The 21,755-nt window shown below is 64.1% G+C and carries 18 protein-coding genes; 5 read left to right on the forward strand and 13 right to left on the reverse strand.

Annotated elements, in window-relative coordinates; genetic code table 11:
* The 4 genes from AC07T0_RS13530 to AC07T0_RS13545 all read right to left on the reverse strand — a co-directional run bounded on the left by AC07T0_RS13530 (position 1) and on the right by AC07T0_RS13545 (position 4,139).
* On the reverse strand, positions 1-1,242 hold the full coding sequence (locus AC07T0_RS13530) for an FAD-dependent oxidoreductase (protein ID WP_495001650.1): 1,242 nt from the start codon (positions 1,240-1,242) through the stop codon (positions 1-3).
* Positions 1,224-2,129, reverse strand: a complete 906-nt coding sequence (gene folD / locus AC07T0_RS13535; RefSeq protein WP_495001651.1) for a bifunctional methylenetetrahydrofolate dehydrogenase/methenyltetrahydrofolate cyclohydrolase FolD — start codon at positions 2,127-2,129, stop codon at positions 1,224-1,226. Before folD (AC07T0_RS13535) ends, AC07T0_RS13530 begins: the two co-directional genes overlap by 19 nt.
* Entirely contained in the window at positions 2,126-2,992 is an 867-nt protein-coding gene (purU, locus tag AC07T0_RS13540) for a formyltetrahydrofolate deformylase (protein WP_495001652.1), read from the reverse strand. Before purU (AC07T0_RS13540) ends, folD (AC07T0_RS13535) begins: the two co-directional genes overlap by 4 nt.
* A gap of 541 nt (positions 2,993-3,533) precedes the next feature.
* Positions 3,534-4,139, reverse strand: a complete 606-nt coding sequence (locus AC07T0_RS13545; protein ID WP_103495377.1) for a helix-turn-helix domain-containing protein — start codon at positions 4,137-4,139, stop codon at positions 3,534-3,536.
* 284 nt (positions 4,140-4,423) lie between these two features.
* On the opposite strand from AC07T0_RS13545, the gene glnT reads away from it, so the two are divergent.
* The 5 genes from glnT to AC07T0_RS13570 all read left to right on the forward strand — a co-directional run bounded on the left by glnT (position 4,424) and on the right by AC07T0_RS13570 (position 10,401).
* Positions 4,424-5,758 (forward strand): type III glutamate--ammonia ligase, encoded by a 1,335-nt coding sequence (gene glnT / locus AC07T0_RS13550; RefSeq protein ID WP_495001653.1) that lies wholly within the window; start codon positions 4,424-4,426, stop codon positions 5,756-5,758.
* Between the two features lie 72 nt (positions 5,759-5,830).
* Positions 5,831-6,736 carry a class II glutamine amidotransferase gene (locus tag AC07T0_RS13555; RefSeq protein ID WP_495001654.1) on the forward strand — a complete coding sequence of 302 codons (906 nt, stop codon included), beginning with the start codon at positions 5,831-5,833 and terminating at the stop codon, positions 6,734-6,736.
* An 11-nt stretch (positions 6,737-6,747) separates the two neighbouring features.
* Positions 6,748-7,431, forward strand: a complete 684-nt coding sequence (locus AC07T0_RS13560; RefSeq protein ID WP_495001655.1) for a protein glxC — start codon at positions 6,748-6,750, stop codon at positions 7,429-7,431.
* A 20-nt stretch (positions 7,432-7,451) separates the two neighbouring features.
* Positions 7,452-8,786, forward strand: coding sequence for an FMN-binding glutamate synthase family protein (locus tag AC07T0_RS13565; protein ID WP_495001656.1), 1,335 nt, complete (start codon positions 7,452-7,454; stop codon positions 8,784-8,786).
* Positions 8,787-9,075: 289 nt separating this feature from the next.
* Complete coding sequence (locus tag AC07T0_RS13570) at positions 9,076-10,401, forward strand: ammonium transporter (RefSeq protein WP_495001657.1); 1,326 nt, start codon at positions 9,076-9,078, stop codon at positions 10,399-10,401.
* Positions 10,402-10,587: 186 nt separating this feature from the next.
* On the opposite strand, the gene folD (AC07T0_RS13575) is transcribed toward AC07T0_RS13570, so the two are convergent.
* The 9 genes from folD (AC07T0_RS13575) to AC07T0_RS13615 all read right to left on the reverse strand — a co-directional run bounded on the left by folD (AC07T0_RS13575) (position 10,588) and on the right by AC07T0_RS13615 (position 21,741).
* Positions 10,588-11,466: a bifunctional methylenetetrahydrofolate dehydrogenase/methenyltetrahydrofolate cyclohydrolase FolD gene (gene folD, locus AC07T0_RS13575; RefSeq protein ID WP_495001658.1), complete on the reverse strand. Its 879-nt coding sequence runs from the start codon at positions 11,464-11,466 to the stop codon at positions 10,588-10,590.
* A 234-nt stretch (positions 11,467-11,700) separates the two neighbouring features.
* A complete protein-coding gene (locus tag AC07T0_RS13580; RefSeq protein WP_495001659.1) occupies positions 11,701-13,380 on the reverse strand; it encodes an APC family permease in 1,680 nt (559 codons plus the stop codon).
* 74 nt (positions 13,381-13,454) lie between these two features.
* The gene (locus AC07T0_RS13585; protein WP_495001660.1) at positions 13,455-15,797 is read right to left on the reverse strand and encodes a trimethylamine N-oxide demethylase; all 2,343 of its coding nucleotides are present in this window, start codon (positions 15,795-15,797) and stop codon (positions 13,455-13,457) included.
* 15 nt (positions 15,798-15,812) lie between these two features.
* A complete protein-coding gene (locus tag AC07T0_RS13590; RefSeq protein ID WP_495001661.1) occupies positions 15,813-17,180 on the reverse strand; it encodes a trimethylamine monooxygenase in 1,368 nt (455 codons plus the stop codon).
* A 30-nt stretch (positions 17,181-17,210) separates the two neighbouring features.
* Positions 17,211-18,077 carry a formyltetrahydrofolate deformylase gene (purU, locus tag AC07T0_RS13595; RefSeq protein WP_495001662.1) on the reverse strand — a complete coding sequence of 289 codons (867 nt, stop codon included), beginning with the start codon at positions 18,075-18,077 and terminating at the stop codon, positions 17,211-17,213.
* Positions 18,078-18,095: 18 nt separating this feature from the next.
* Positions 18,096-19,226, reverse strand: a complete 1,131-nt coding sequence (locus AC07T0_RS13600; protein WP_495001663.1) for an aminomethyl transferase family protein — start codon at positions 19,224-19,226, stop codon at positions 18,096-18,098.
* 44 nt (positions 19,227-19,270) lie between these two features.
* On the reverse strand, positions 19,271-20,287 hold the full coding sequence (locus tag AC07T0_RS13605; protein WP_495001664.1) for a heme-dependent oxidative N-demethylase family protein: 1,017 nt from the start codon (positions 20,285-20,287) through the stop codon (positions 19,271-19,273).
* Positions 20,288-20,296: 9 nt separating this feature from the next.
* Positions 20,297-21,232, reverse strand: coding sequence for a PDR/VanB family oxidoreductase (locus tag AC07T0_RS13610; RefSeq protein WP_495001665.1), 936 nt, complete (start codon positions 21,230-21,232; stop codon positions 20,297-20,299).
* Entirely contained in the window at positions 21,229-21,741 is a 513-nt protein-coding gene (locus tag AC07T0_RS13615) for a dimethylamine monooxygenase subunit DmmA family protein (protein WP_495001666.1), read from the reverse strand. The genes AC07T0_RS13610 and AC07T0_RS13615 overlap by 4 nt, the downstream gene beginning before the upstream one ends.
* Positions 21,742-21,755: the final 14 nt, after the last annotated feature.

Here is a 21,755-nt window from a genome sequence, read left to right on the forward strand (position 1 = left end):
TTAGTGGCTGGCCGCCGTGGCGCCCATTTCGTTGACTTGCTGGAAGGTACTGAAGCGCTCGAGGCCGAACGGCTTGATCAACTCGGGCACCCGGCCGCCGCTGGCCACCAGCTCGGCCATGGTCTTGCCGCAGATCGGCGTGGCCTTGAAGCCCCAGGTGCCCCAGCCGGCATCCAGGTAATAATTCTCCACCGGCGACAGGCCCATGATCGGGCTGTAGTCCGGGGTCATGTCGGTGATCCCGGCCCATTGGCGCATCAGCTTGGCGTTGGCCAGGAACGGGAACATCTCGATGGCATGGGCCAGCAGGCTTTCCTTCAGGTCCAGGGTCGAGCGGCTGTTGAACAGCGGGTAGGGGTCGGAACCGCCACCGAACACCACTTCACCGCGACTGGTCTGCTGCACGTAGCAATGCAGCGCCGAGGAACTCACCAGTGGGTCGAGGAATGGCTTGAACGGCTGGGTCACCATGGCCTGCAAGGGAAAGGTCTGGATCGGCGAGCGGATCCCGGCCTTGGCCATCAGCAGCGAGCTGTGCCCGGCGATGGCCTGGACCACGCAGCCGCACTGCACGGTGCCGCGATTGGTTTTTACCGCGCGGATCCGACCGTTCTCGATCACCAGGTCCTGGACCTCGGTGAGCTGATGGATTTCCACCCCGCGCTTGGCCGCCTGCTTGGCGTAGCCCCAGGCCACGGCGTCATGGCGCGCGGTGGCGCCGTCGATATGCCAGAGCCCGGCGATCACCGGCAGGTGGCCGGGGTCGAGATTGAGACTGGGCACCAGTTCGCGAATCTGCTGGCGGTCGATCATTTCCGTGCGGCCGCCGAAGTGCTTGTTGACCTCGGCGCGTTGGCGGAACGAGCGCACCGTCGCATCGGTGTGGGCCAGGGTCAGTTGGCCGCGCTCCGAATACATGATGTTGAAGTCGAATTCGTTGGAGAGGCTCTGGAACAGCTTTACCGACTCGGCATAGAAGCGCACGCCCTCGCTGGTCAGGTAGTTGGAGCGGATCACCGCGGTATTGCGCGCGGTATTGCCGCCGCCCAGGTAGGCCTTCTCCAGCACGGCGATATTGCTGATGCCGTGGTAGCGCGACAGGTAGTAGGCGGTAGCCAGGCCATGGCCGCCGGCACCGATGATTACCACGTCATAGGACGGTTTTAGCTCCCGCGGTGGCGGCAGATCGACGTCCACCGGGTATTCGGCGCTCAGTCCGTATTTCAATAGATTGAATGGCATACGGCCTCCGATTGGCTGCGTTGCGCCTGCTGTTGCTGGCGGGCGGCGATCACGGTGTTTTTCATCAGGAAGGCGATGGTCATCGGGCCGACGCCCCCCGGCACTGGGGTAATCGCCGAGACCAGGGGCAGGGCGCTGGCGAAATCGACATCGCCGACCAGGCGGCTGCCGTTCTCGGTTTCAATCCGATTGATCCCCACATCAATCACCACCGCCCCCGATTTCAGCCAGCTGGCGTCGATCAATCCGGCGCGGCCGACGGCGGCAATCACGATATCGGCCTGGCGACACAGCGCCTGGGCATCGCGACTGCGCGAGTGGAGCATGGTGACCGAGCAGTCGGCCTTGAGCAGCAGGGCCGCCATGGGTTTGCCGACGATATTCGAGCGGCCGACCACCACCGCATGCTTGCCGCGCAGCTCGCCGCAGGTTTCTTCCAGCAGGTGCAGGCAACCGCTGGGGGTACACGGGGCGAGTACATCGCGGCCCTGGCTCAGGCCGCCGACGTTTTCACTGTGAAAACCATCCACGTCCTTGCGCGGGTCGATGGCTTCCAGGGCGCGCAGTTCATCGATCGGCGCCGGCAGCGGGAGTTGCAGGAGGATGCCGTTGATCGAGGGATCGTCGTTCAGGCTCTTGATCAGGTTCAGCAGTTGTTCGGTGCTGGTGTCGCTGGGCAGGCGATGCTCCTGGGAGCGAATGCCGACCTCGTCGGCGCGCAGGATCTTGTTGCGCACATAGACCTGGCTGGCCGGGTCGCTGCCCACCAGGATCACCGCCAACGCCGGTCGGACCGCCTGTTCCAGCAACTCGCCGACCTCGCGGCGTACCTGTTCCAGGACCCGCGCCGAAGCGGCCTTGCCATCTATCAGTCTGGGGCTGTTCACCGGAAGATCACCGTTCTGTCCTGGTTGAGGAAAACCCGGTGTTCCAGGTGGTACTTGACCGCCTTGGACAGGGCCACGGTTTCGGTATCGCGACCGGTCGCCACCAGGTCATCGGGGCGATACACGTGGTCGACCCGTTGCACTTCCTGCTCGATGATCGGCCCTTCGTCCAGGTCGCTGGTGACGTAGTGGGCGGTGGCACCGATCAGTTTCACCCCGCGCTGGTAGGCCTGGTGATAGGGCTTGGCACCCTTGAAGCCGGGCAGGAACGAATGGTGGATATTGATCGCCCGGCCCGAGAGCTGCCGGCACAGGTCGTCGGAGAGGATTTGCATGTAGCGCGCCAGGACCACCAGCTCGGTCTGGGTGTCGTCGATGATCGTCATCAGTTCGGCTTCCTGGCGGGCCTTGCTGTCCTGGGTTACCGGCAGGTAGATGAAGCGGATGCCTTCGCGTTCGGCCATCGGCCGCAGGTCCAGGTGATTGGAGACGATGGCGGTGATGGTCATGTCCATCTCGCCCTTGTGGTAGCGGTAGAGCAGGTCGGTGAGGCAATGGTCGAACTTGCTGACCATCAGCAGTACGCGCATCGGCTGGCGCGTATCGTGCAGCTCCCAGGCCATGTCGAAGGCCTTGGCCACGTCGGCGAAGCCGGCCTTGAGCGGCTCGATGGCGGCGGCCAGGCCGTCGTTGAAGCGGAACACCGCGCGCATGAAAAACTGGCCGCTGAACTCGTCGTCGAATTGCGCCATCTCCCCGATGTAGCAACCGTTGTCCGCCAGGTAAGTGGTGACGGCGGCGACGATCCCGGACACCGCCGGACAGCTTATCTTGATGATGAAATGGTTTTTGTCGTGTTGCATGACGCGTCCTCGGGAGGGTGGCGGCAGCTCATCGCAGGGCGATAAAAAACAACGTTGAAGCGAGCTTCATTCTTGAAGCGTTTTTTTCTTATGGGGAATAAAATATTCCCAATAGCGGCTTTATAGGGGAAATGCGCAGGGGACGTCCAGAGGTTTCTGAAAGTTTTTTAACTGGCAGGAAATAGCGCAGGATACGACGCCGTTTCAGGCGATCGTGCGCGGGGGAAGTCAAGAGAGGGCGGTTTTGGAGCCGCAACGGGCCCTTGTTGAGCTGGCTTGCCAGCGATGGCGGCCGATCAGGCGATGCAAGGCTCACTGGCCCCATCGCCGGCAAGCCAGCTCCTACAGGTTTTGCGCAGGACGATATTGATGTGGCGCAACCCGGCTTTGTGGAAGGCTTACTGGCCTCATCGCCGGCAAGCCAGCTCCTACAGGTTTTGCGCAGGACGATATTGATGTGGCGCAACCCGGCTTTGTGGGAGCCGGCTTGCCGGCGATAGCACCCGCACAGGCACCCGCAAGGCTCAAGGACCTCAGGGGTTTATTCGTTGCCGTTGCCGTAGTTCATGATCGACAGCAGGCGGATCGGCACCTGCACCAATTGCTCGGGACCGTGGGGCACTTCGCCTTCGAAGGTCAGGCTGTCGCCGGCTTCCATGCGGTACAGCTGATTACCGTGGCGGTAGATCAGCTCGCCTTCAAGCAGGTGGAGGAATTCGGTGCCGGGATGGGAGAAGGTCGGAAACTCCTCGCTGGCGTCATCCATGCTGACCATATACGCCTCGAAGCTCTTCTTCGGCCCACGGGTATGGTTGAGCAGATGATAGGTGTGGCCTTTCTCCGTGCCCCGGCGCACCACCTCCATGCCCTGGTCGGCCTTGACCAGCAGGGCACTGCCACCTTGCTGGTCGTACTGGCTGAACAGCTTGGACATCGGCAGCCCGAGCACGTCGCACAGGCGGCTCAGGGTATCGAGGCTGGTGGACACCTGGGCGTTTTCGATCTTGCTCAACATACCCTGGCTGATGCCGGCGATCTTCGCCACATCGGACAGTTTCAGGTCCTGCGCCAGGCGCTGGCGCTTGATCTGCATGCCCAGGTACTGCTCCAGCTTGAGACGCGGTTCGAGCTCGTTCGGCATATTCATCGGGACCTGCACGCTTTCTGTTCAATAATATTAGTTTCGCACTAGGAAAGTGCAAGGCAGCCACCTGCGTGGCTCGCCAATGGGGTGTATTCCCACAAGGAAAACAATTTTCCCATATATACAGCGCAAATGCGCGGTTACTGATGCCGCACCTCGGCATGACTGAACTTGGCAAGGGCTTTGCATTCCTGAAGGGAAATTAACTTTCTTCTGCGGAATAAAGAAGGTTGAGAGCGTCAACTCCATCCCTAGCACTTTGCCTTTTCACGAGGAGTGAAGACCCCATGTTGCCAGCAGAAACCCAGCGCCTCATCGACAAGCACGGGATCAAGTACGTGCTTGCGCAGTTTGTCGATATCCATGGCGCGGCGAAAACCAAATCGGTGCCCGTGTGCGGGCTCAAGACGGTGGCGGAAGAAGGGGCCGGATTTGCCGGTTTCGCCATCTGCGGCATGGGCATGGAGCCCCACGGCCCGGACTTCATGGCCCGCGGCGATCTGTCGACGCTGACGCCGGTGCCCTGGCAACCGGGGTACGGTCGCGTGGTCTGTGTCGGGCATGTCGACGGCCAGCCGCATCCCTATGACAGCCGCTACGTCCTGCAACAACAAGTCCAGCGCCTGCAGGACAAGGGCTGGACCCTCAACACCGGCCTGGAACCGGAGTTCAGCCTGTTTCGCCGTGATGCAGGGGGCAAGCTGCAAGCGGTCGACGCCAGCGATAACCTCGACAAACCCTGCTACGACTACAAGGGCCTGTCACGTTCGCGGGTGTTTCTCGAGCAGCTGACCGAAGCGCTGCAAGCGGTGGACTTCGAGGTCTATCAGATCGACCACGAAGACGCCAACGGCCAGTTCGAGATCAACTACACCTACAGCGATGCCCTGACCTCGGCCGACCGCTTCACCTTTTTTCGCATGGCCGCCGGGGAGATCGCCAACGACCTGGGCATGATCTGCTCGTTTATGCCCAAGCCCGATCCGAAGCGCGCCGGCAACGGCATGCACTTTCACCTGTCGATCGCCAGCGCCGAAAACAAGAACCTGTTCCATGACGCCAGCGACCCGAGCGGCATGGGCCTGTCGAAACTGGCCTATCACTTCGCCGCCGGCCTGCTCGCCCATGGCCCGGCGCTGTGCGCCTTCGCCGCGCCAACGGTCAACTCCTACAAGCGTCTGGTGGTGGGCAACTCGCTGTCCGGCGCGACCTGGGCCCCAGCCTTTATCGCCTTCGGCGCCAACAACCGCTCGGCGATGGTCCGCGTGCCCTACGGGCGCCTCGAATTCCGCCTGCCGGATGCCGGCTGCAACCCCTATCTGGTCAGCGCCGCGATCATCGCCGCGGGCCTGGACGGCATCGACCGGCAACTGGAGGTCGAGCATGTCTGCAACGAAAACCTCTACAGCCTGAGCCTGGAGCAGATTGCCGCGCGGGGCATCAAGACCTTGCCGCAATCGCTCAAGGAGGCCACCGACGCCCTGGAAGCCGACCCGTTGTTCGCCGAGGTCATGGGCCCGCAAATCGTTGGCGAATTCATCAAGCTCAAACGTATGGAGTGGGTGGAATACAGCCGCCATGTCTCCGACTGGGAAATCCAGCGCTACACCGAATTCTTCTGAACGAGCGCTTCAACAACCATTCGGGCGGTCGGGATCAAGCCGGGCGTCCTGTGTCTTCGAGGGAGACTTGATATGTGTGGGATCGTAGGGCTTTACCTGAAAAATCCGCAGCTGGAAGCCCGGCTCGGCGAGTTGTTCGAGCCGATGTTGCTGGCCATGACCGACCGTGGCCCGGACAGCGCCGGCTTTGCCATCTACGGCGATGAAGTGGCCGACGGCTGGCTCAAGCTGACCTTGCAGGCGACCGGCGAGGGCTTCGACTGGCAGCCGCTGATGGCCGCGCTGGAAGGGCGCCTGGGTTGTTCCCTGGACTGGTTTCAGAATGCCAGTGCCGTGGTGCTGAAAATCCACGCCGGCGAAGCCCCGGTGCGCGCCCTGCTCAATGAACTGGCGCCGTCGGTGCGGATCATGAGTGCCGGGCAGAGCATCGAAATCCTCAAGGGCATGGGCCTGCCGCTGGAGATTTCCCAGCGCTTCGGCCTGGCCAGCATGAAAGGCAGCCATATCATCGGCCACACCCGGATGGCCACCGAAAGCGCGGTGACCATGGAGGGCAGCCACCCGTTCTCCACGGGCGCCGACCTGTGCCTGGTGCACAACGGCTCGCTGTCCAATCACTTCCGCCTGCGCCAGGAGCTCAAGCGCGAAGGCATTCACTTCGAGACCGACAACGACACCGAAGTGGCCGCCGGATACCTGACCTGGCGCCTGCAACAGGGCGATTCGCTGAAACAGGCGCTGGACCATTCGCTGCGCGACCTGGACGGCTTCTTCACCTTCGCCATCGGCACCCGCAACGGCTTCGCGGTGATCCGTGACCCGGTGGCCTGCAAGCCGGCGATCATCGCCGAAACCGCCGACTACGTGGCCATGGCCTCGGAATACCAGGCGCTGTCGAGCCTGCCGGGTATCGAACAGGCCAAGGTCTGGGAGCCGGCGCCGGCCACCCTGTACCTCTGGGAACGCGAATCAGCTTAAGGAGTGCCTCCATGAAAACCATCGATCTTTCCACGGCCTCGGTGCGCGACCTCAACCAGGCGCTGCATGACCAGGTCCATCAGGTAGAAGACCGCGAATGGGTAGTGACCCATTCCAACGGCAAGCACAACCTCGCGGTGGGTGTGAGCCAGGCCGTGTCCATCGATATCCAGGGCCATGCCGGTTACTACTGCGCCGGCATGAACCAGAAGGCGAGCATCACCGTGCATGGCAATGCCGGTGTCGGGGTTGCCGAGAACATGATGTCCGGCATGGTCCGGATCAAGGGCAGCGCCTCCCAGGCGGCGGGTGCCACCGCCCATGGCGGCTTGCTGGTGATCGAGGGCGATGCCGGGGCCCGCTGCGGGATCTCGATGAAGGGCATCGACATTGTGGTCGGCGGCAGTATCGGCCATATGAGCTGCTTCATGGGCCAGGCCGGGCGCCTGGTGGTGTGCGGCGATGCCGGTGATGCCCTGGGCGATTCGCTCTACGAAACCCGCATCTACGTCAAAGGTAGCGTGCAGTCGCTGGGTTCGGACTGCGTCGAGAAAGAGATGCGCGCCGAGCACCTGGAGGAGCTGCAGGAACTGCTCAATCGCGCCGGTTTCGATGAGTCGCCCGCAAGCTTCAAACGCTATGGCTCGGCCCGTCAGCTGTACAACTTCAAAGTCGATAACGCGTCCGCGTACTGATCCACGCGAGGAGAACTGCCATGAGCGACCCTGTTAACCCAAAAGCCCCTCCGGTGCTGCGTGAGTCCGCCACCTTCGACCGCCTGACCATCCAGGAAATCCAGCGTGCCGCCGAAACCGGCATCTATGACATCCGGGGTGGCGGCACCAAGCGCAAGCTGCCGCACTTCGATGACTTGCTGCTGCTCGGTGCCAGCGTGTCGCGCTACCCGCTGGAAGGCTATCGGGAGAAATGCGGGACCGACGTGATTCTCGGCAACCGCTTCGCCAAGAAGCCGATCCACCTGAAGATTCCGGTGACCATCGCCGGCATGAGCTTCGGCGCGCTGTCGGCCAATGCCAAGGAGGCCCTTGGCCGTGGCGCGACCATTGCCGGTACCAGCACCACCACCGGCGACGGCGGCATGACCCCGGAAGAACGCGGGCAATCGCAGCACCTGGTCTATCAATACCTGCCGTCGCGTTATGGCATGAACCCGGACGACCTGCGCAAGGCTGACGCCATCGAGATCGTCCTTGGCCAGGGCGCCAAGCCGGGTGGTGGTGGCATGCTGCTGGGGATGAAAGTCACCGAGCGTGTGGCCGGCATGCGCACGCTGCCGATCGGCGTCGACCAGCGCAGTGCCTGCCGGCACCCGGACTGGACCGGCCCGGACGACCTGGCGATCAAGATTGCCGAGCTGCGCGAAATCACCGATTGGGAAAAACCGATTTACGTGAAGATCGGCGCCAGCCGGCCGTATTACGACGTCAAGCTGGCGGTCAAGGCCGGCGCCGATGTGATCGTCCTCGACGGTATGCAGGGCGGCACGGCGGCGACCCAGGAAGTGTTTATCGAACACGTGGGGATTCCCATCCTGCCGGCGATTCCCCAGGCGGTCCAGGCGTTGCAGGAGATGGGCATGCATCGCAAGGTGCAGTTGATCGTCTCGGGCGGGATTCGCAACGGTGCCGATGTGGCCAAGGCCATGGCGCTGGGCGCCGATGCGGTGGCGATCGGCACGGCGGCGTTGATTGCCCTGGGCGACAACCACCCGCGGCTGGATGAGGAGTTGAAGAAGATCGGCTCGGCGGCCGGCTTCTACGACGACTGGCAGAACGGCCGCGACCCGGCGGGGATCACCACCCAGGACCCGGAGCTGTCCAAACGCCTTGATCCGGTGGAGGGCGGGCGGCGCCTGGCCAACTACCTGCGGGTGTTGGTGCTGGAGGCCCAGACCATGGCGCGGGCCTGTGGCAAGTCGCACCTGCATAACCTCGATCCGGAGGACCTGGTGGCCTTGACCGTGGAATCGGCGGCCATGGCCCGGGTGCCGTTGGCCGGTACCTCGTGGATTCCGGGTTCGGGGTACTGAGTTGTTCCGACAGGGCGACTCGAACACGCCGGGATTGTCCTGTTGGGATCTTGAACACGCCGCAAAAACCTGTAGGAACCCGCTTGCTGGCGATGAGGCCAGTCAGCCTTGCATCGCCTGAAAGGCCGCTATCGCCAGCAAGCTGGCGCCTACAAGGACCACGTTCGGCCAGACGCCCGCGGATAGGGCGGTGTGTGTTCGTTCAACATTCGAAGAGGCCTCAAGGCCCGCCCACTCTCACATTGCTCGCTGCCAGACACTTTCCATTCCCTTTGCAGGAGATTCAACAATGGTCAATCGTCTACCTGGCAAGTCCCTGTTACTGCTGCTCGCCCTCGGTGTCTTGGCACCCGTGGCGCAAGCAGCCGACGCCCCGACCCTCAATACCGGCAGCACTGCCTGGATGATCACCGCGGCGGTGCTGGTGCTGTTCATGTGCCTGCCGGGCCTGGCGCTGTTCTACGGCGGCCTGGTCCGGGCGAAAAACATGCTCTCGCTGTTCACCCAATGCTTCGGCGTGGCCGGTCTGGTCGGTGTGTTGTGGGTGATCTATGGCTACAGCATGGTGGTCGACACCAGCGGCATGGTCGACGGCCAGGTGACCTTCAACAGTTTCGTCGGCGGCCTGAGCCGGGCCTTTCTGGCCGGGATGAAGCCCGACAGCCTGGTGGGCGATATTCCGGAAGGGGTGTTCGTGACCTTCCAGATGACCTTCGCCATCATCACTCCGGCGCTGATTGCCGGGGCCTTCGCCGAACGCATGAAGTTCTCGGCGGCGCTGTTGTTCATGGCGGTCTGGTTCACCCTGGTCTACGCGCCGGTCGCGCATATGGTCTGGGGCGGTTCCGGAGCCTTGATGCACAACTGGGGCGTGCTCGACTTTGCCGGCGGCACCGCAGTGCATATCAACGCCGGCGTCGCCGCCCTGGCCGCGTGCCTGATCCTCGGCAAGCGCAAGGGTTACCAGAACGAGCCGATGCCGGCACACAACCTGAGCTTGACCATGGCCGGCGCGGCGATGCTCTGGGTTGGCTGGTTCGGTTTCAATATCGGCTCCGGCGGCGGTCTCAACGGGCTCTCGGGGATCGTTATGCTCAATACCCAGCTGGGCGCCTGCGCCGGCATTCTCGGCTGGATGTTCACCGAGTGGTTCAAGGTTGGTAAACCCAGTGCGCTGGGTCTGGCCAGCGGTGCCTTGGCCGGGTTGGTTGGGATCACCCCGGCCTGTGCTTATGTCGGCGTCGGTGGTGCCCTGGCCATTGGTCTGCTGTGCGGGGTGTTCTGCTATCTGAGCGTGACCGTGTTGAAAAGGCGCTTCGGTTATGACGACAGCCTCGATGTGTTTGGCCTGCATGGTATCGGCGGGATGATCGGCGCGGTGTTGACCGGGGTGTTCTGCGTACCGTCGATGGGCGGCCTGGTGGAAGGCGTGACCCTCGGCGGGCAGGTCCTGGCGCAGATCAAGGGCGTGGCGCTGACCACGGTCTACTGCTTTGTCGTCAGCTGGGTGATTCTCAAGGTGATCAAGGCGTTGATCGGCTTGCGTGCCGATGAGTCGGTGGAGGAGATGGGGCTGGACCTGGCCGAGCACAATGAGCGGGCTTACAACCATTGAGCCTGGATCCGCTGTGCCGGTCGATGGCTGGCTGCCCGTGAAACGGTGTAACGGCTGACATCGCATCGCCAGCAAGCCGGCTCCTACAGGGGATCAGTGTCGACTACCGATTTGCGTACGACACAAATCCTGTGGGAGCCGGCTTGCTGGCGATGGCGTCTGCGAGGACAGCACAACAGCAAGCGCTTACCGGGATCGCTGCAACTGCGTGGCGATCACGGTGTTTTTCAAAAGATAGGCAATGGTCATCGGCCCGACTCCGCCCGGCACCGGGGTGATGGCGCTGGCCACCATCCGGGCGCTGGCATAGTCGACATCCCCCACCAGGCGGGTGCCGGTCTCGGTTTCAATCCGATTGATCCCCACGTCGATCACCACCGCCCCCGGCTTGAGCCAACTGGCATCGATCAACTGCGGGCGCCCCACGGCGGCGACCACGATATCCGCCAACCGGCACAAGGCCGGCGCATCGACGCTGCGCGAGTGCACCACGCTGACCGAGCAATCGGCCTGCAGCAGCAGGGTCGCCATGGGTTTGCCGACGATATTCGAACGGCCGATAACCACCGCGTGCTTGCCGCGCAGATCGCCGCAGGTTTCCTGCAACAGGCGCATGCAGCCACTGGGTGTGCAGGGCGTCAGCACCTCGGCGCCGTGGACCAGGCCGCCGACGTTTTCCCGATGAAAACCGTCGACATCCTTGAGCGGGTCGATGGCCTGGATCACCGCATGCTCCTCGATATGCGCCGGCAACGGCAGTTGCACCAGGATGCCGTTCACCGTCGGATCGGCGTTCAGCCCGGCAATCAGTTGCAGCAGCTCGGCCTGGCCGGTGCTTGCCGGCAGGCGATGTTCCAGCGAACGGATGCCGACTTCTTCGGCGCGCAGCAATTTATTGCGCACATAGACCTGGCTGGCCGGGTCTTCGCCCACCAGGACCACGGCCAGCGCGGGGTAAATGGCTTGCCGGGCCAGGTCGGCGATCTCGTCGCGGACTTCATTGAGCACCTGGGCGGCGATGGCCTTGCCGTCGATGTCGCGGGCCGGTGCAAGGGAAGAATTCATCGAATGCGTCACCATGGTCTGGGTAGAGAAAAAAATGGAGCCAGGCGCCTTTGCCCCAATGGGGCGCTTGAAGACACCGCCAAACCTGTAGGAGCCAGCTTGCTGGCGATGAGGCCAGTGAGCCTTGCATCGACTGATCGGCCGCTATCGCCAGCAAGCTGGCTCCTACAGGGATCGAGATCATCCTGTCCTGGCCGGTAGCGCCGGCCAGGACAGGTTTGTCCTTCAGGCCGCTCAGGCCGCCAGGCGGTGGCAGAAATATACCACCAGCACGCCGGCGACCAGTGTGACATAAGGCAGCACACCCGCGCGCTTGAGTCCGGCGTCGGCCTGGATATGCAGGTCGGTCAGCATCGCTTCCGGGAAACGGCCCTTGTCCTGCCAGTAATGGCGCACGACAAACACCGGAATGATCAGCAGCGCCAGCAACAGGCCGGTGAACAGCGTACCGGCACCCCAGATATCCGCGCCCATCCCCATGCACGCCAGGTTGACGAAGCTCAACACCGCGCCGGCCGCCAGCAGCAGGGTTGGCGCCTTGTACGGACGGGCCCAGTCCGGGCGGTCCAGGCGGTGAATCCAACCGGCGTTGAGGTTGAGGAAGTTGAAGATGATGTAACTGACATTGGACGCCGCGAGGACGAACACATAGTCGGACATCAGCAACAGCAGCATATTGAACGTCAAGTCGGTCCACATCGCCGCCGTCGGCGCGCCGTGTTCGTTGGTCCGCCCCAGGTACTTGGGCAGCCAGCCGTCCACCGAGGCCTGGTACAAGGTGCGCGAGGAGCCGGACATCGAAGTCATGATCGCCAGCAGGGTGGCGAGTATCAGCATGATCAGCACGACATTGGCCACCAGCTTGCCGCCGCCGATGCTGTCGGCCATGACCTGGCCGACGCCCATGCCGCTGTAGATCGCTGGCGACAACAGGCCGCTGTAGACGGCCGGGGTGACCACCGCGCCGCTGGCATCGAGCACCGCCGGGGTCACCAGTTGGCCGAGCCCAAGGCTGCCCTGGAAGGCCAGCGGCACCAGGGTGAAGACCAGGATGCAGAGCAGCCCGGCGTAGAAGATCGCCTTGAAGGTGTCGCGTTTGGGATCCTTGAATTCCCGGGTGTAGCACACGGCGGTCTCGAAGCCGTAGGTCGACCAGGCGGCCATGAACAGCCCGCCGGCCATCAACGACCAGCCGGACATGTCCCAGGGCCCGTCGATCACTTGCCCGGCGGCGTCATGAGCCAGCGGGAACAGTGGCAGGAAGTTGATCCGCGCCGCGTCACCGGTCAGCAGCGGCACCAGGCCCACCAGCAACAGCGGAATCAGCGAGGTCGCGCCCAGCACCAGGGTCAGCCGTGCCGAACGCAGGATGCCGCCGTGCTGCACGGCGAACACCCCCAGCAGGATCAGCAGGCCGATGCCGAAGGTGGCGTTGATACGCAGTGACAGGCCGCTTTTGACCCAGCCCAGGTCGAGCAGGGTGAACTGCCAGGTATTGATCAGCGCATCCGCCGGAAACAGCGCGGTGAGGATATAGCCGGCCGCCAGTCCCGAACCGATCGCCAGCACCGGCGACCAGGCCAGCCAGTTGCACCACACCGACACCGGAGCGATCAGCTTGCTGTAGCGAACCCAGGCGATGGCCCCGTAGACCGAGGCACCACCGGATTTGTGCGGGAACAGCCCGGCGATTTCGGCATAGGTGAAGGCCTGGATAAAGCCGAACAGGATCGACACGATCCAGACGATCCAGGCCGGTTTGCCCACGGTGGCGGCAATTGCGCCAATGGAGAACAGCACCAGCGCGGGCACGCCGCTGGCGACCCAGAAGGCCCCGCGCCAATCGATCTTGCGGTGCAGGCTGCCGACCGCGGCGGGGGCTGGCGGTACGGTCTCGAACGTCGTCGCTTCCATCTTGGTATTCCCATGTCTGAGTGGAGGGGCGTTGGGCAGTCAAAGTCAGTTGGCGTACTTGCTCGTTATGCCGATCAACTGCGCACCCGGCTTTTGTCCGGGTCATAGAAGATCGCCGGTGTGACCGTGGCGCTGATGCGCTTCTGCAGGCCATCGACCTTGCCGACCTCAAGCTCCGTGCCGATCTCGGCACAGGCCACATCCATGCGACAGAGGGCGATATTGCTGCCCAGCAGGGGCGAGCGGCAGGCGCTGGTGATCACGCCGACCTGGGCCCGGCCGCGATAGACCGCATCGCCGTGGTGGGCGCCTTCGTTGCCGCTCAGTTGCAGGCCCACCAATTTGTGGCGGGGCTGGGCACTGCGCCGCAACAGCGCATCGCGACCGATGAAATCGTCGGTCTTGCTCTTGAGCGGCACGCTGAAACCGATCCCGGCTTCGAAGGGATCGGTCTGGTCGCTGAATTCGTAGCCGGCGAAGATCAGCCCGGCTTCGATGCGCAGCATGTCCAGGGCTTCCAGGCCCAGGGGGACGATGCCCAGCGGTTGGCCCAGTTGCCAGATCCGGTCCCAGACCTGTTCGGCGTCCTGCGGCTGGCACCAGACTTCATAGCCCAGCTCGCCGGTGTAGCCGGTGCGGGAAATCATCAGCGGGCAACCGTCGTAGCCGTCCAGGCGGCCGACCAGGAAGCGGAACCAGCCGAGGCTTTCCAGGCTTGGCTGGGTCGCTGGAGTCCAGATCATCTGTTTAAGCAGTTCACGGCTCAGCGGGCCCTGGACCGAGAGGTTGTGGATCTGCTCGCTGGCCGACTTGACCCAGACTTTCATGCCCAGCTTCGCCGCTTGTTCCCGCAGCCAGACGCCGGCATAGTCCTCGCCGCAGATCCAGCGGAAATTGTCCGGGCCCAGGCGCAGCAGGGTGCCGTCGTCGAGCATGCCGCCGTGTTCATGGCACATCGCTGAATACACCACCTGGCCGACCGCCAGACGCCGCACGTCGCGGGTCAGGCAGTACTGCAGGAGGGCTTCGGCGTCCGGGCCGAGGATCTCGAACTTGCGCAGGGCCGTCAGGTCCATCAGCGCCACGCGCTCGCGGCAGCCGAGGTATTCGTCGATGGCACCGAAACCGTCGTAGCGCAGCGCCAGCCACCAGTTGCGGTAGTCGGTGAAGCTGCCGGTGAGGGCGCGGGTGCGGCTGTGAAAGCCCGATTCGCGGGTGAGGATCGGGTCGGCGTCGGCCGTGCTTCGAGTGCTCATGGCGATGGAAAAACGCTCCTGTTCGCGGTAGACGCGGATATGGATATCGGTCGGATTCCAGCCATTGGCCGGGTCGATGTCGTCGGGGCACGAGGAGCTGCCGCAAACCAGGTCGGTCATGGCCTTGAGCAGCACATAGTCGCCGGGACGCGACCAGGGTTCGTCGAGGGTCATCTGCTGGTGGGCGTCGATCGCGGTGTTGAAGAAGAAGTTGATCGCCGGCCAGCCACTGCGCGCCTGTACGCCATGGGGGGCGAGGGCGCGGCTGAGGTTGTCGCTGCAGTTGTCGTGCCCGAAATAGCCCTGGCTCTCGTAATAGCGGGCGGCGCAGGCCAGGGCGAAGGCGTCGTGGCGACCGACGGTGTCGCGCACCACTTCGAGCATGGGCTGCATCTGCCGGTCGAAGAACTTCGAGAACAGCCCTGGCGCCGGGTAGGCGCTGCCGTTCAGGGTGCGGGTGACGGTCTGGTCGAGGTCCAGTTCCAGACCGCGATCCAGCGCCCGTCGGTCGAAGGCGACAAAGTCCGAGCACTGTCGGCCGGCGACATCCAGCACCTGGATGTATTGGCCTTTGCTGACGCTGTAGCCCTGGGCGCTGCCGGCGCGGACGGTGAACTCGTCCACCAGTTCGCCCAATGGCTCGGGCAGTTCGGGCAGCCACAGCGGCGATGGGTTGGCCCGCTCGACCATCAGCCGCAGCTCGCTGGGCCGGTATTGCCGGTCGACGGCGTGGGGACCGGCGGGGGCGGCGACCAGCACCAGCAGCGGGTCACTGGCGACAAAGCGGCGGCTGTGGCCGGCGGCGCTGTCGTCGCCCCAGAGCGAGGCGGCGCGCGGCAGTGAGCGTGGATCGATGCCGCGCTTGTGCAGGGCCTGGAGAATACGCCGGCTGTGCAGGGTCGCTTCGGCCAGTCGCGCGGCAATAAACTCGCCGCCTGGCGTCGCGGCCAGCGCCCATTGCGCCAGGGCGCTGTGGCCGCTGGCGGTCAGGGCCAGCAACTCGCAGGGTTGCAGGCCTTCGACGTCGATCACTTGCAGGGTGTCGCCGGGCGCCAGGGCCACCAGGCTGACGCCGCCGGCGGCCACCCGGTAACGCTCTTGCGTCGCGGTCCGGGCAAACAGCCCGGGCTCCCGGGGCTGCGAAACACGTGGTGCGTGCATGCTGCGACTCCCGTGTCAGCCAACCGACTGGATCGAGGTGGACGGTTCGCCGAGGTAGGCGGCCATGGAATCGTCCAGCGCGTGCAGCCAGGGCGTGTGATGGGGCGGCGACTGGGTGCCGGTCATCAGCGAACGGTAGGACTTGTCGCGATAACCCATGATGTTTTCGGCCTTGTCGTGCTTCCAGTGCAGGAAGGTGTCGTTGACCGCGGCAATGTCGAAATCGGGGTAGTCGGTGGCGTCCACCAGTTGCTGGATATAGGCGCCCTGGTATTCGAACATCTGCTGGTTGGTTTCCAGGGTCTGCTCGCGTTCGTGCCATTGGCGGCTGTCGGCGACCATCTCGGCCCGGGACGGCAGGGCGATGCGTCCGAGGATGACGTCGCGGGCGTACCAGGCCTGGGCGTCGAACATGTTGAAGGAGTACCACTGGTCCTGCATGCCGAGGTAGATCATCCGGGGGTTGGGTTCCCAGAACACGCCCTTGTACAGGTTCATCGGCCACAGGCGATTGTCGGTCTTGAGGCAGAGTTCGTCCGGCAGGAACGGGAAGTGATGCTGGTAACCGGTGCAGAGGATCACCGCGTCGATGTGTTTGCTGCTGCCGTCGGCAAAATAGGCGCGGTTGTGTTCCAGGCGTTGCAGCAGTGGTTTTTCCTCCCAGTTGGCCGGCCATTGGTAGCCCATCGGCGCGCTGCGGTAGCAACTGGTGATGCTGCGGGCGCCGTATTTGTAGCACTGCGAGCCGATGTCCTCGGCCGAGTAGCTGCTGCCGACGATCAGCAGGTCCTTGCCCTTGAATTCCAGCGCCTCGCGAAAGTCATGGGCGTGCAGGATGCGTCCGGCGAACTGCTCGAAGCCCTCGAAGTGCGGCACCTTGGGCGTGGAAAAATGACCGCAGGCGTTGATTACGTAGTCGAAGGTCTCACTGGTTTGCACGTCCAGGTTGTAGTCATGGGCCTGGACCGTGAAGCGACCACTGGCGGCGTCGAAGTTGACCTGGCGCACCACGTTGTTGAAGCGGATATACGGGCGCACTCCGGCTTTTTCCACGCGGCCCTTGATGTAGTCCCAGAGCACTTCCCGTGGCGGGTAGGAGCCGATGGGACGGCCGAAATGTTCTTCGAAGGTGTAGTCGGCGAACTCCAGGCATTCCTTCGGGCCGTTCGACCACAGGTAGCGGTACATGCTGCCGTGCACCGGCTCGCCGTGCTCGTCGAGGCCGGTGCGCCAGGTGTAGTTCCACATGCCGCCCCAGTCGCTCTGCTTCTCGTAGCAGACCAGTTCGGGGATCTCGGCGCCCTGGTCGCGGGCCGACTGGAAGGCTCGAAGTTGCGCCATGCCGCAAGGGCCGGCGCCGATGATTGCCACGCGTAAAGTCATGATCGTGCCTCGTAATGATGGAGTCGGCGCTCAGCGAAAAATCACTGTCTTGTCCTGGTTGATGAAGACCCGGTGTTCCAGGTGGTATTTCAGCGCCTTGGACAGCGCGACGGTTTCGGTGTCGCGGCCGATGGCGACCAGCGAGTCGGGCCGGTGGGTGTGGTCGACGCGCTGGATTTCCTGTTCGATGATCGGCCCCTCGTCGAGGTCGCTGGTGACGTAGTGGGCGGTGGCGCCGATCAGCTTCACGCCACGCTCGTAGGCCTGGTGATAGGGCTTGGCGCCCTTGAACCCCGGCAGGAACGAGTGGTGGATATTGATCGCGCGGCCCGACAGCTTGCGGCACAGGTCGTCGGAGAGGATCTGCATGTAGCGGGCGAGCACCACCAGGTCGGTACGGGTTTCCTCGACGATGCGCAGCAGTTCGGCTTCCTGCCCGGCCTTGCTGTCCTGGGTCACCGGCAGGTAGATGAAGCGGATACCCTCGCGCTCGGCCATCGGCCGCAGCTCCAGGTGGTTGGAGACGATGGCGGTGATGGTCATGTCCATCTCGCCCTTGCGGTGGCGATAGAGCAGGTCGGTCAGGCAATGGTCGAACTTGCTGACCATCAGCAGCACCCGCGTCGGCTCGGCGCCGCTGAACAACTCCCACTGCATGTCGAAGCCGCCGGCCAGACCGCCGAGGCCTTCGCGTAGTGCGCCGATGTCGGCGCTCGAACCTTTGTTGAAGCGGAACACCGCACGCATGAAGAAACGCCCGGTGAACTCGTCGTCGAACTGCGCCAGCTCGCTGATGTAACAGTTTTGCCCGGCCAGGCAGGAGGTGACCGCCGCGACGATGCCGGAGGTGGCCGGGCAGGTGATCTTGAGAATGTAGTGTGGCTCTGGATGGTCCATGGAAACTCCTGGGGTGGCTCAGCCCTTGGCGGTGCGTTTGGTTTTCTGCGGATCGTCGAAGGGCAGGGCGTGGCTGACGGCGCCGGTTTCCAGGCTGCCGCGCACCCGCAGGGCGATACCTGGCACGGCGCAGGCGAGGTTCATGCGGGCGATTGCCATGGAGCGTTTGCTCAAGCGTGAATACATGCCGCAGGTGACCACGCCGACTTGCTTATCGCCTTGCCAGAGGGTGTCGCCGGCCTCGGCGGCGCGTACGCCGTCGAGCAGCAGGCCAGTGATTTTGAAGCGCTCGTGGCCCTGCAAGCGGCGGTGTTCCTCGGCGCCGCGAAAGTCGCGTTTTTCCGGCGAGACGGTGAACTCCAGGCCCATTTCCCAGAGCGTGTCGCCGGGCTTCTCATTGGCGAAGGGGTACATCTGCGAATTGTCGTAGGGGAAGAACATCAGCGAGCTCTCTACCCGCAACCAGTCCAGGGCGGTAAAGGCGCAGGGGATGATGCCCAGGCCGGCGCCCTGTTCGAGGATCTGGTCCCAGAGCAAGGGCGCATCGGCGGCCTTGCAGAAGATCTCGTAGCCGCGCTCGCCGGTGTAGCCGGTGCGCGAGATCATCACCGGGCGCTCGAACAGCCGGGTCTGCAGGTGGTGGAAGTAGGGCAACTGGCGAATGCCGGGCACGTGCTCGGCAAGAAAGTCCACCGCCAGCGGGCCTTGCAGCGACAGGTCGTGCAGGTCATCGTCGAACAGCACCGCGACCTGCCGGCCCTGGGCCGAACGCACCAGCATTTCATGGCCGCTGCCGGCGCCATGCACCACCATGAAGGCGTTGGGCCCGGTGCGGTAGACGATGCAGTCGTCGACGAACTTGCCGTCCTCGTCGAGCATCGAGGCGTACACCGATTTGCCCGGATACAGCTTGCTGATATCGCGGGTGGTCGCCCATTGCAGCAGGCTCTCGGCGTGGGGGCCGACGTAGTGGACTTTTTTCAGCCCGGAGACGTCCATCAGGCCGGCCCGGGTGCGGATCGCCTCGTGGTGATCGGCCAGGTCGCTGGCGTAGGTCCAGGCGGTGCCCATGCCGTTCCAGTCTTCCAGGTTCGAGCCGAGTGCGCGGTGACGCTCGGCGAGTGCGGAAATGCGCCATGAATGAGCCATATGCGGGTCCTTGTCGGTCAAAGGTGGGTAAGGGATCAAAGCGATCAGGCGTCGGGGTCGAAGCGGCTCAGCCACTTGACCAAGGTCTCTCGGTAGCGGGTCATGCCCTTGTAGTCGGCGATCGGCTCGGGCAGGTCGCGCAGCACGCGGTGCAGGCGGCAGCCCCAGCCGGGCTGGCTGACCAGTTCGTCAAGGCTGATCAGGTAGGTGCGGATGCTGAACATCAGGCCGTTGCTGCGCGGCAGGCGCGCCATCAGTTGCAGTTCGACCCGCAGGTGCACCAGGTGACCGGCGTTTTCGGCCGTCACGCTGCCACGGTCGGCGCCCCATTCGTGGAAGGTTTCCGGCGAGGAGTCCAGGCGCGGGTTGATCGTCAGTGTCCAGTTCAGACGCCGCACCGGTTGGCCTACCGGGACATTGAGCAGGTACTTCAGGGCCCGCTCGAAGATGCCCATCTGGTGGGCCATGGGCACCGGCGAATGCCATTGCTTGAAGCTCATCCCGGCATCGAAGGCCAGCGACCAGTCCGCCGGGCTGGTGACCATGCCGGCATCCATGAACAGGTCGCCGTCGCGCTGGTCGAGCAAGGCGAAGTCGCCCTGGACCTGACGGGTGATGTACTCCAGCGGCTCGCACGGCAGGGTCGTGGCATCGCCGAAGGTGAAGCGCTGGTCGATCGCCAGGGCCTTGTTGCGCCAGTGCCAGTGTGGGCCGTCGCGGTCGAGCTCGAAGCCCTGCGGATAAGCGGCGGCGAGCTTCTCCATCAGCATTTCCAAGGCGTCCCAGGCGGCTTCCTGCATGTGCGGCAGTACCAGGTAACGGCGTGGGTCCTGGTCGAGGACCCGGGCGCGTTCGGCTATCTCCGAGCGGTAGTGCTCGTCGATATCGAACCAGTGTTCGTAGATCGAGCCGGGGTCCTTCGAATTTGCCGGTTCGATGTTCACCGAATACAGGTAGCTGTCCTCGCTGAAGGGGAACGGAAAGCGCCGGATGGCCTCGGGGCTGTTGCGAAAGCTGAAGGGCTCTCGATAGGTCTGCAGTGGGCTGAATTGAACGGACATGGTCGACTCCTAGAGGTCTAGCAAAACCCGCGGGCCACAGCCGCGCGAGACACAGGGCATGAGGAACTCAGCCTGCTCGGCGTGGCTCAGGAAGTTGTCGCGGTGTTCGATCTCGCCGTACAGATGGCGGGTCATGCACTGGCCGCAGACCCCGCCGCGACACAGGCTGGGCGGCGCGATGCCGGCGCTCTCCAGGGCTTCGAGCAGGCTTTGCTCGGCGCTGACCTGAAGCTTGAGTCCGCTGCGGGCCAGTTCCAGCTCGAAGGGCTGCCCGGGCTGTGCGGCGTTGAAGGCTTCCCAATGCACGCGGCTGGCGGGCCAGCCCAGGTGGCTCGCGGTTTCCCGTACGGCATCGAGCAGGCGCTGCGGGCCGCAGGTGTAGACATGGCTGCCCAGGGGCCGGTCGCGCAGGATCGTCGCCAGGTCGCAAGGCGTACCCGCCGGATAACGCTGCAGGCGCGGGCCCAGGCGTTCGCGCAACTCGTCGAGATAGGCATCGGTCAGGCCCGGTCGGTAGAGGTAGTGCAGTTCGACCTTTGCCTGGCGCCGTTGCAGGGCATCGAGATAGGCCATGAACGGAGTGATGCCGATACCGCCGGCAATCAGAATGTGCAACTGCGCGCTGGAGTGCGGGGCAAACAGATTGGCCGGTGGTGAGAGGGTCAGGCGGTCACCGACTTCGACCTGCTGGTGCAGGTAGCGTGAGCCCCCCCGCGATGCTTCTTGCAGACGCACGGCGATACGGTACTGGCGGTTGTCGGCCGGGTCGCTGGTCAGCGAGTAGGCATTGCGCAGGGTTCGCTCGCCCAACGGCAGATGAACCTGTACGTGACTGCCCGAAGAGAAGCCCGGCAAGCGGCCGCTGCAAGGCACCAGGGTGAACTCACGGACCAGCGGCGTGAGCAGGCGCGCCGCGCTGACCCGGACTTGCAACGGTGCGCTCATGAGCCGGCTCCGGCGTAGGGGCGGTCGGCGTCGTCGCAGACCCCGAGGTAGGCACCCAGGCGTTTGGAAAAGTGCGCGCGGACTCCCAGTTGCACCTGGCAACCGATGCAGTTGAAGCGGTCCGCCGCGCTGGCGGTCTGGGTCAGCCCGCAGTGCACGCAATAGACCCGGCGGCTGCCAGGGGCCGAGAGGGTCATATCGATTTCGTCATCGTGCAGCCCGGCGCCGCGGGCCTGGTCATGGACCTGCCAGATGAAGGCTTCGTCGCCGAGGATGTACAGGTGGTAACCGACGGTGGCATCGGCCAGCAGGCCGGTGAGGCGCGAGGGAAAGTCCCGGCTCTGGGCATTCAACAGCAACGGCTGGTCGAGCCCTTCGACAAAGGCTGTGCCGAACGTCGCCGATTGCCTGACGACGAGGTGTCGGCGAGCCGCCTCGCGGGGCCGGGGTTCCCGGTAGACGGGGAGGCTGTGAAGCCGGTCGGGGGCGGCGCTGGGTCTATCCATCATGGTGGCGTTCCTGG

The organism is Pseudomonas sp. GW821-FHT04D07 (assembly GCF_059420225.1).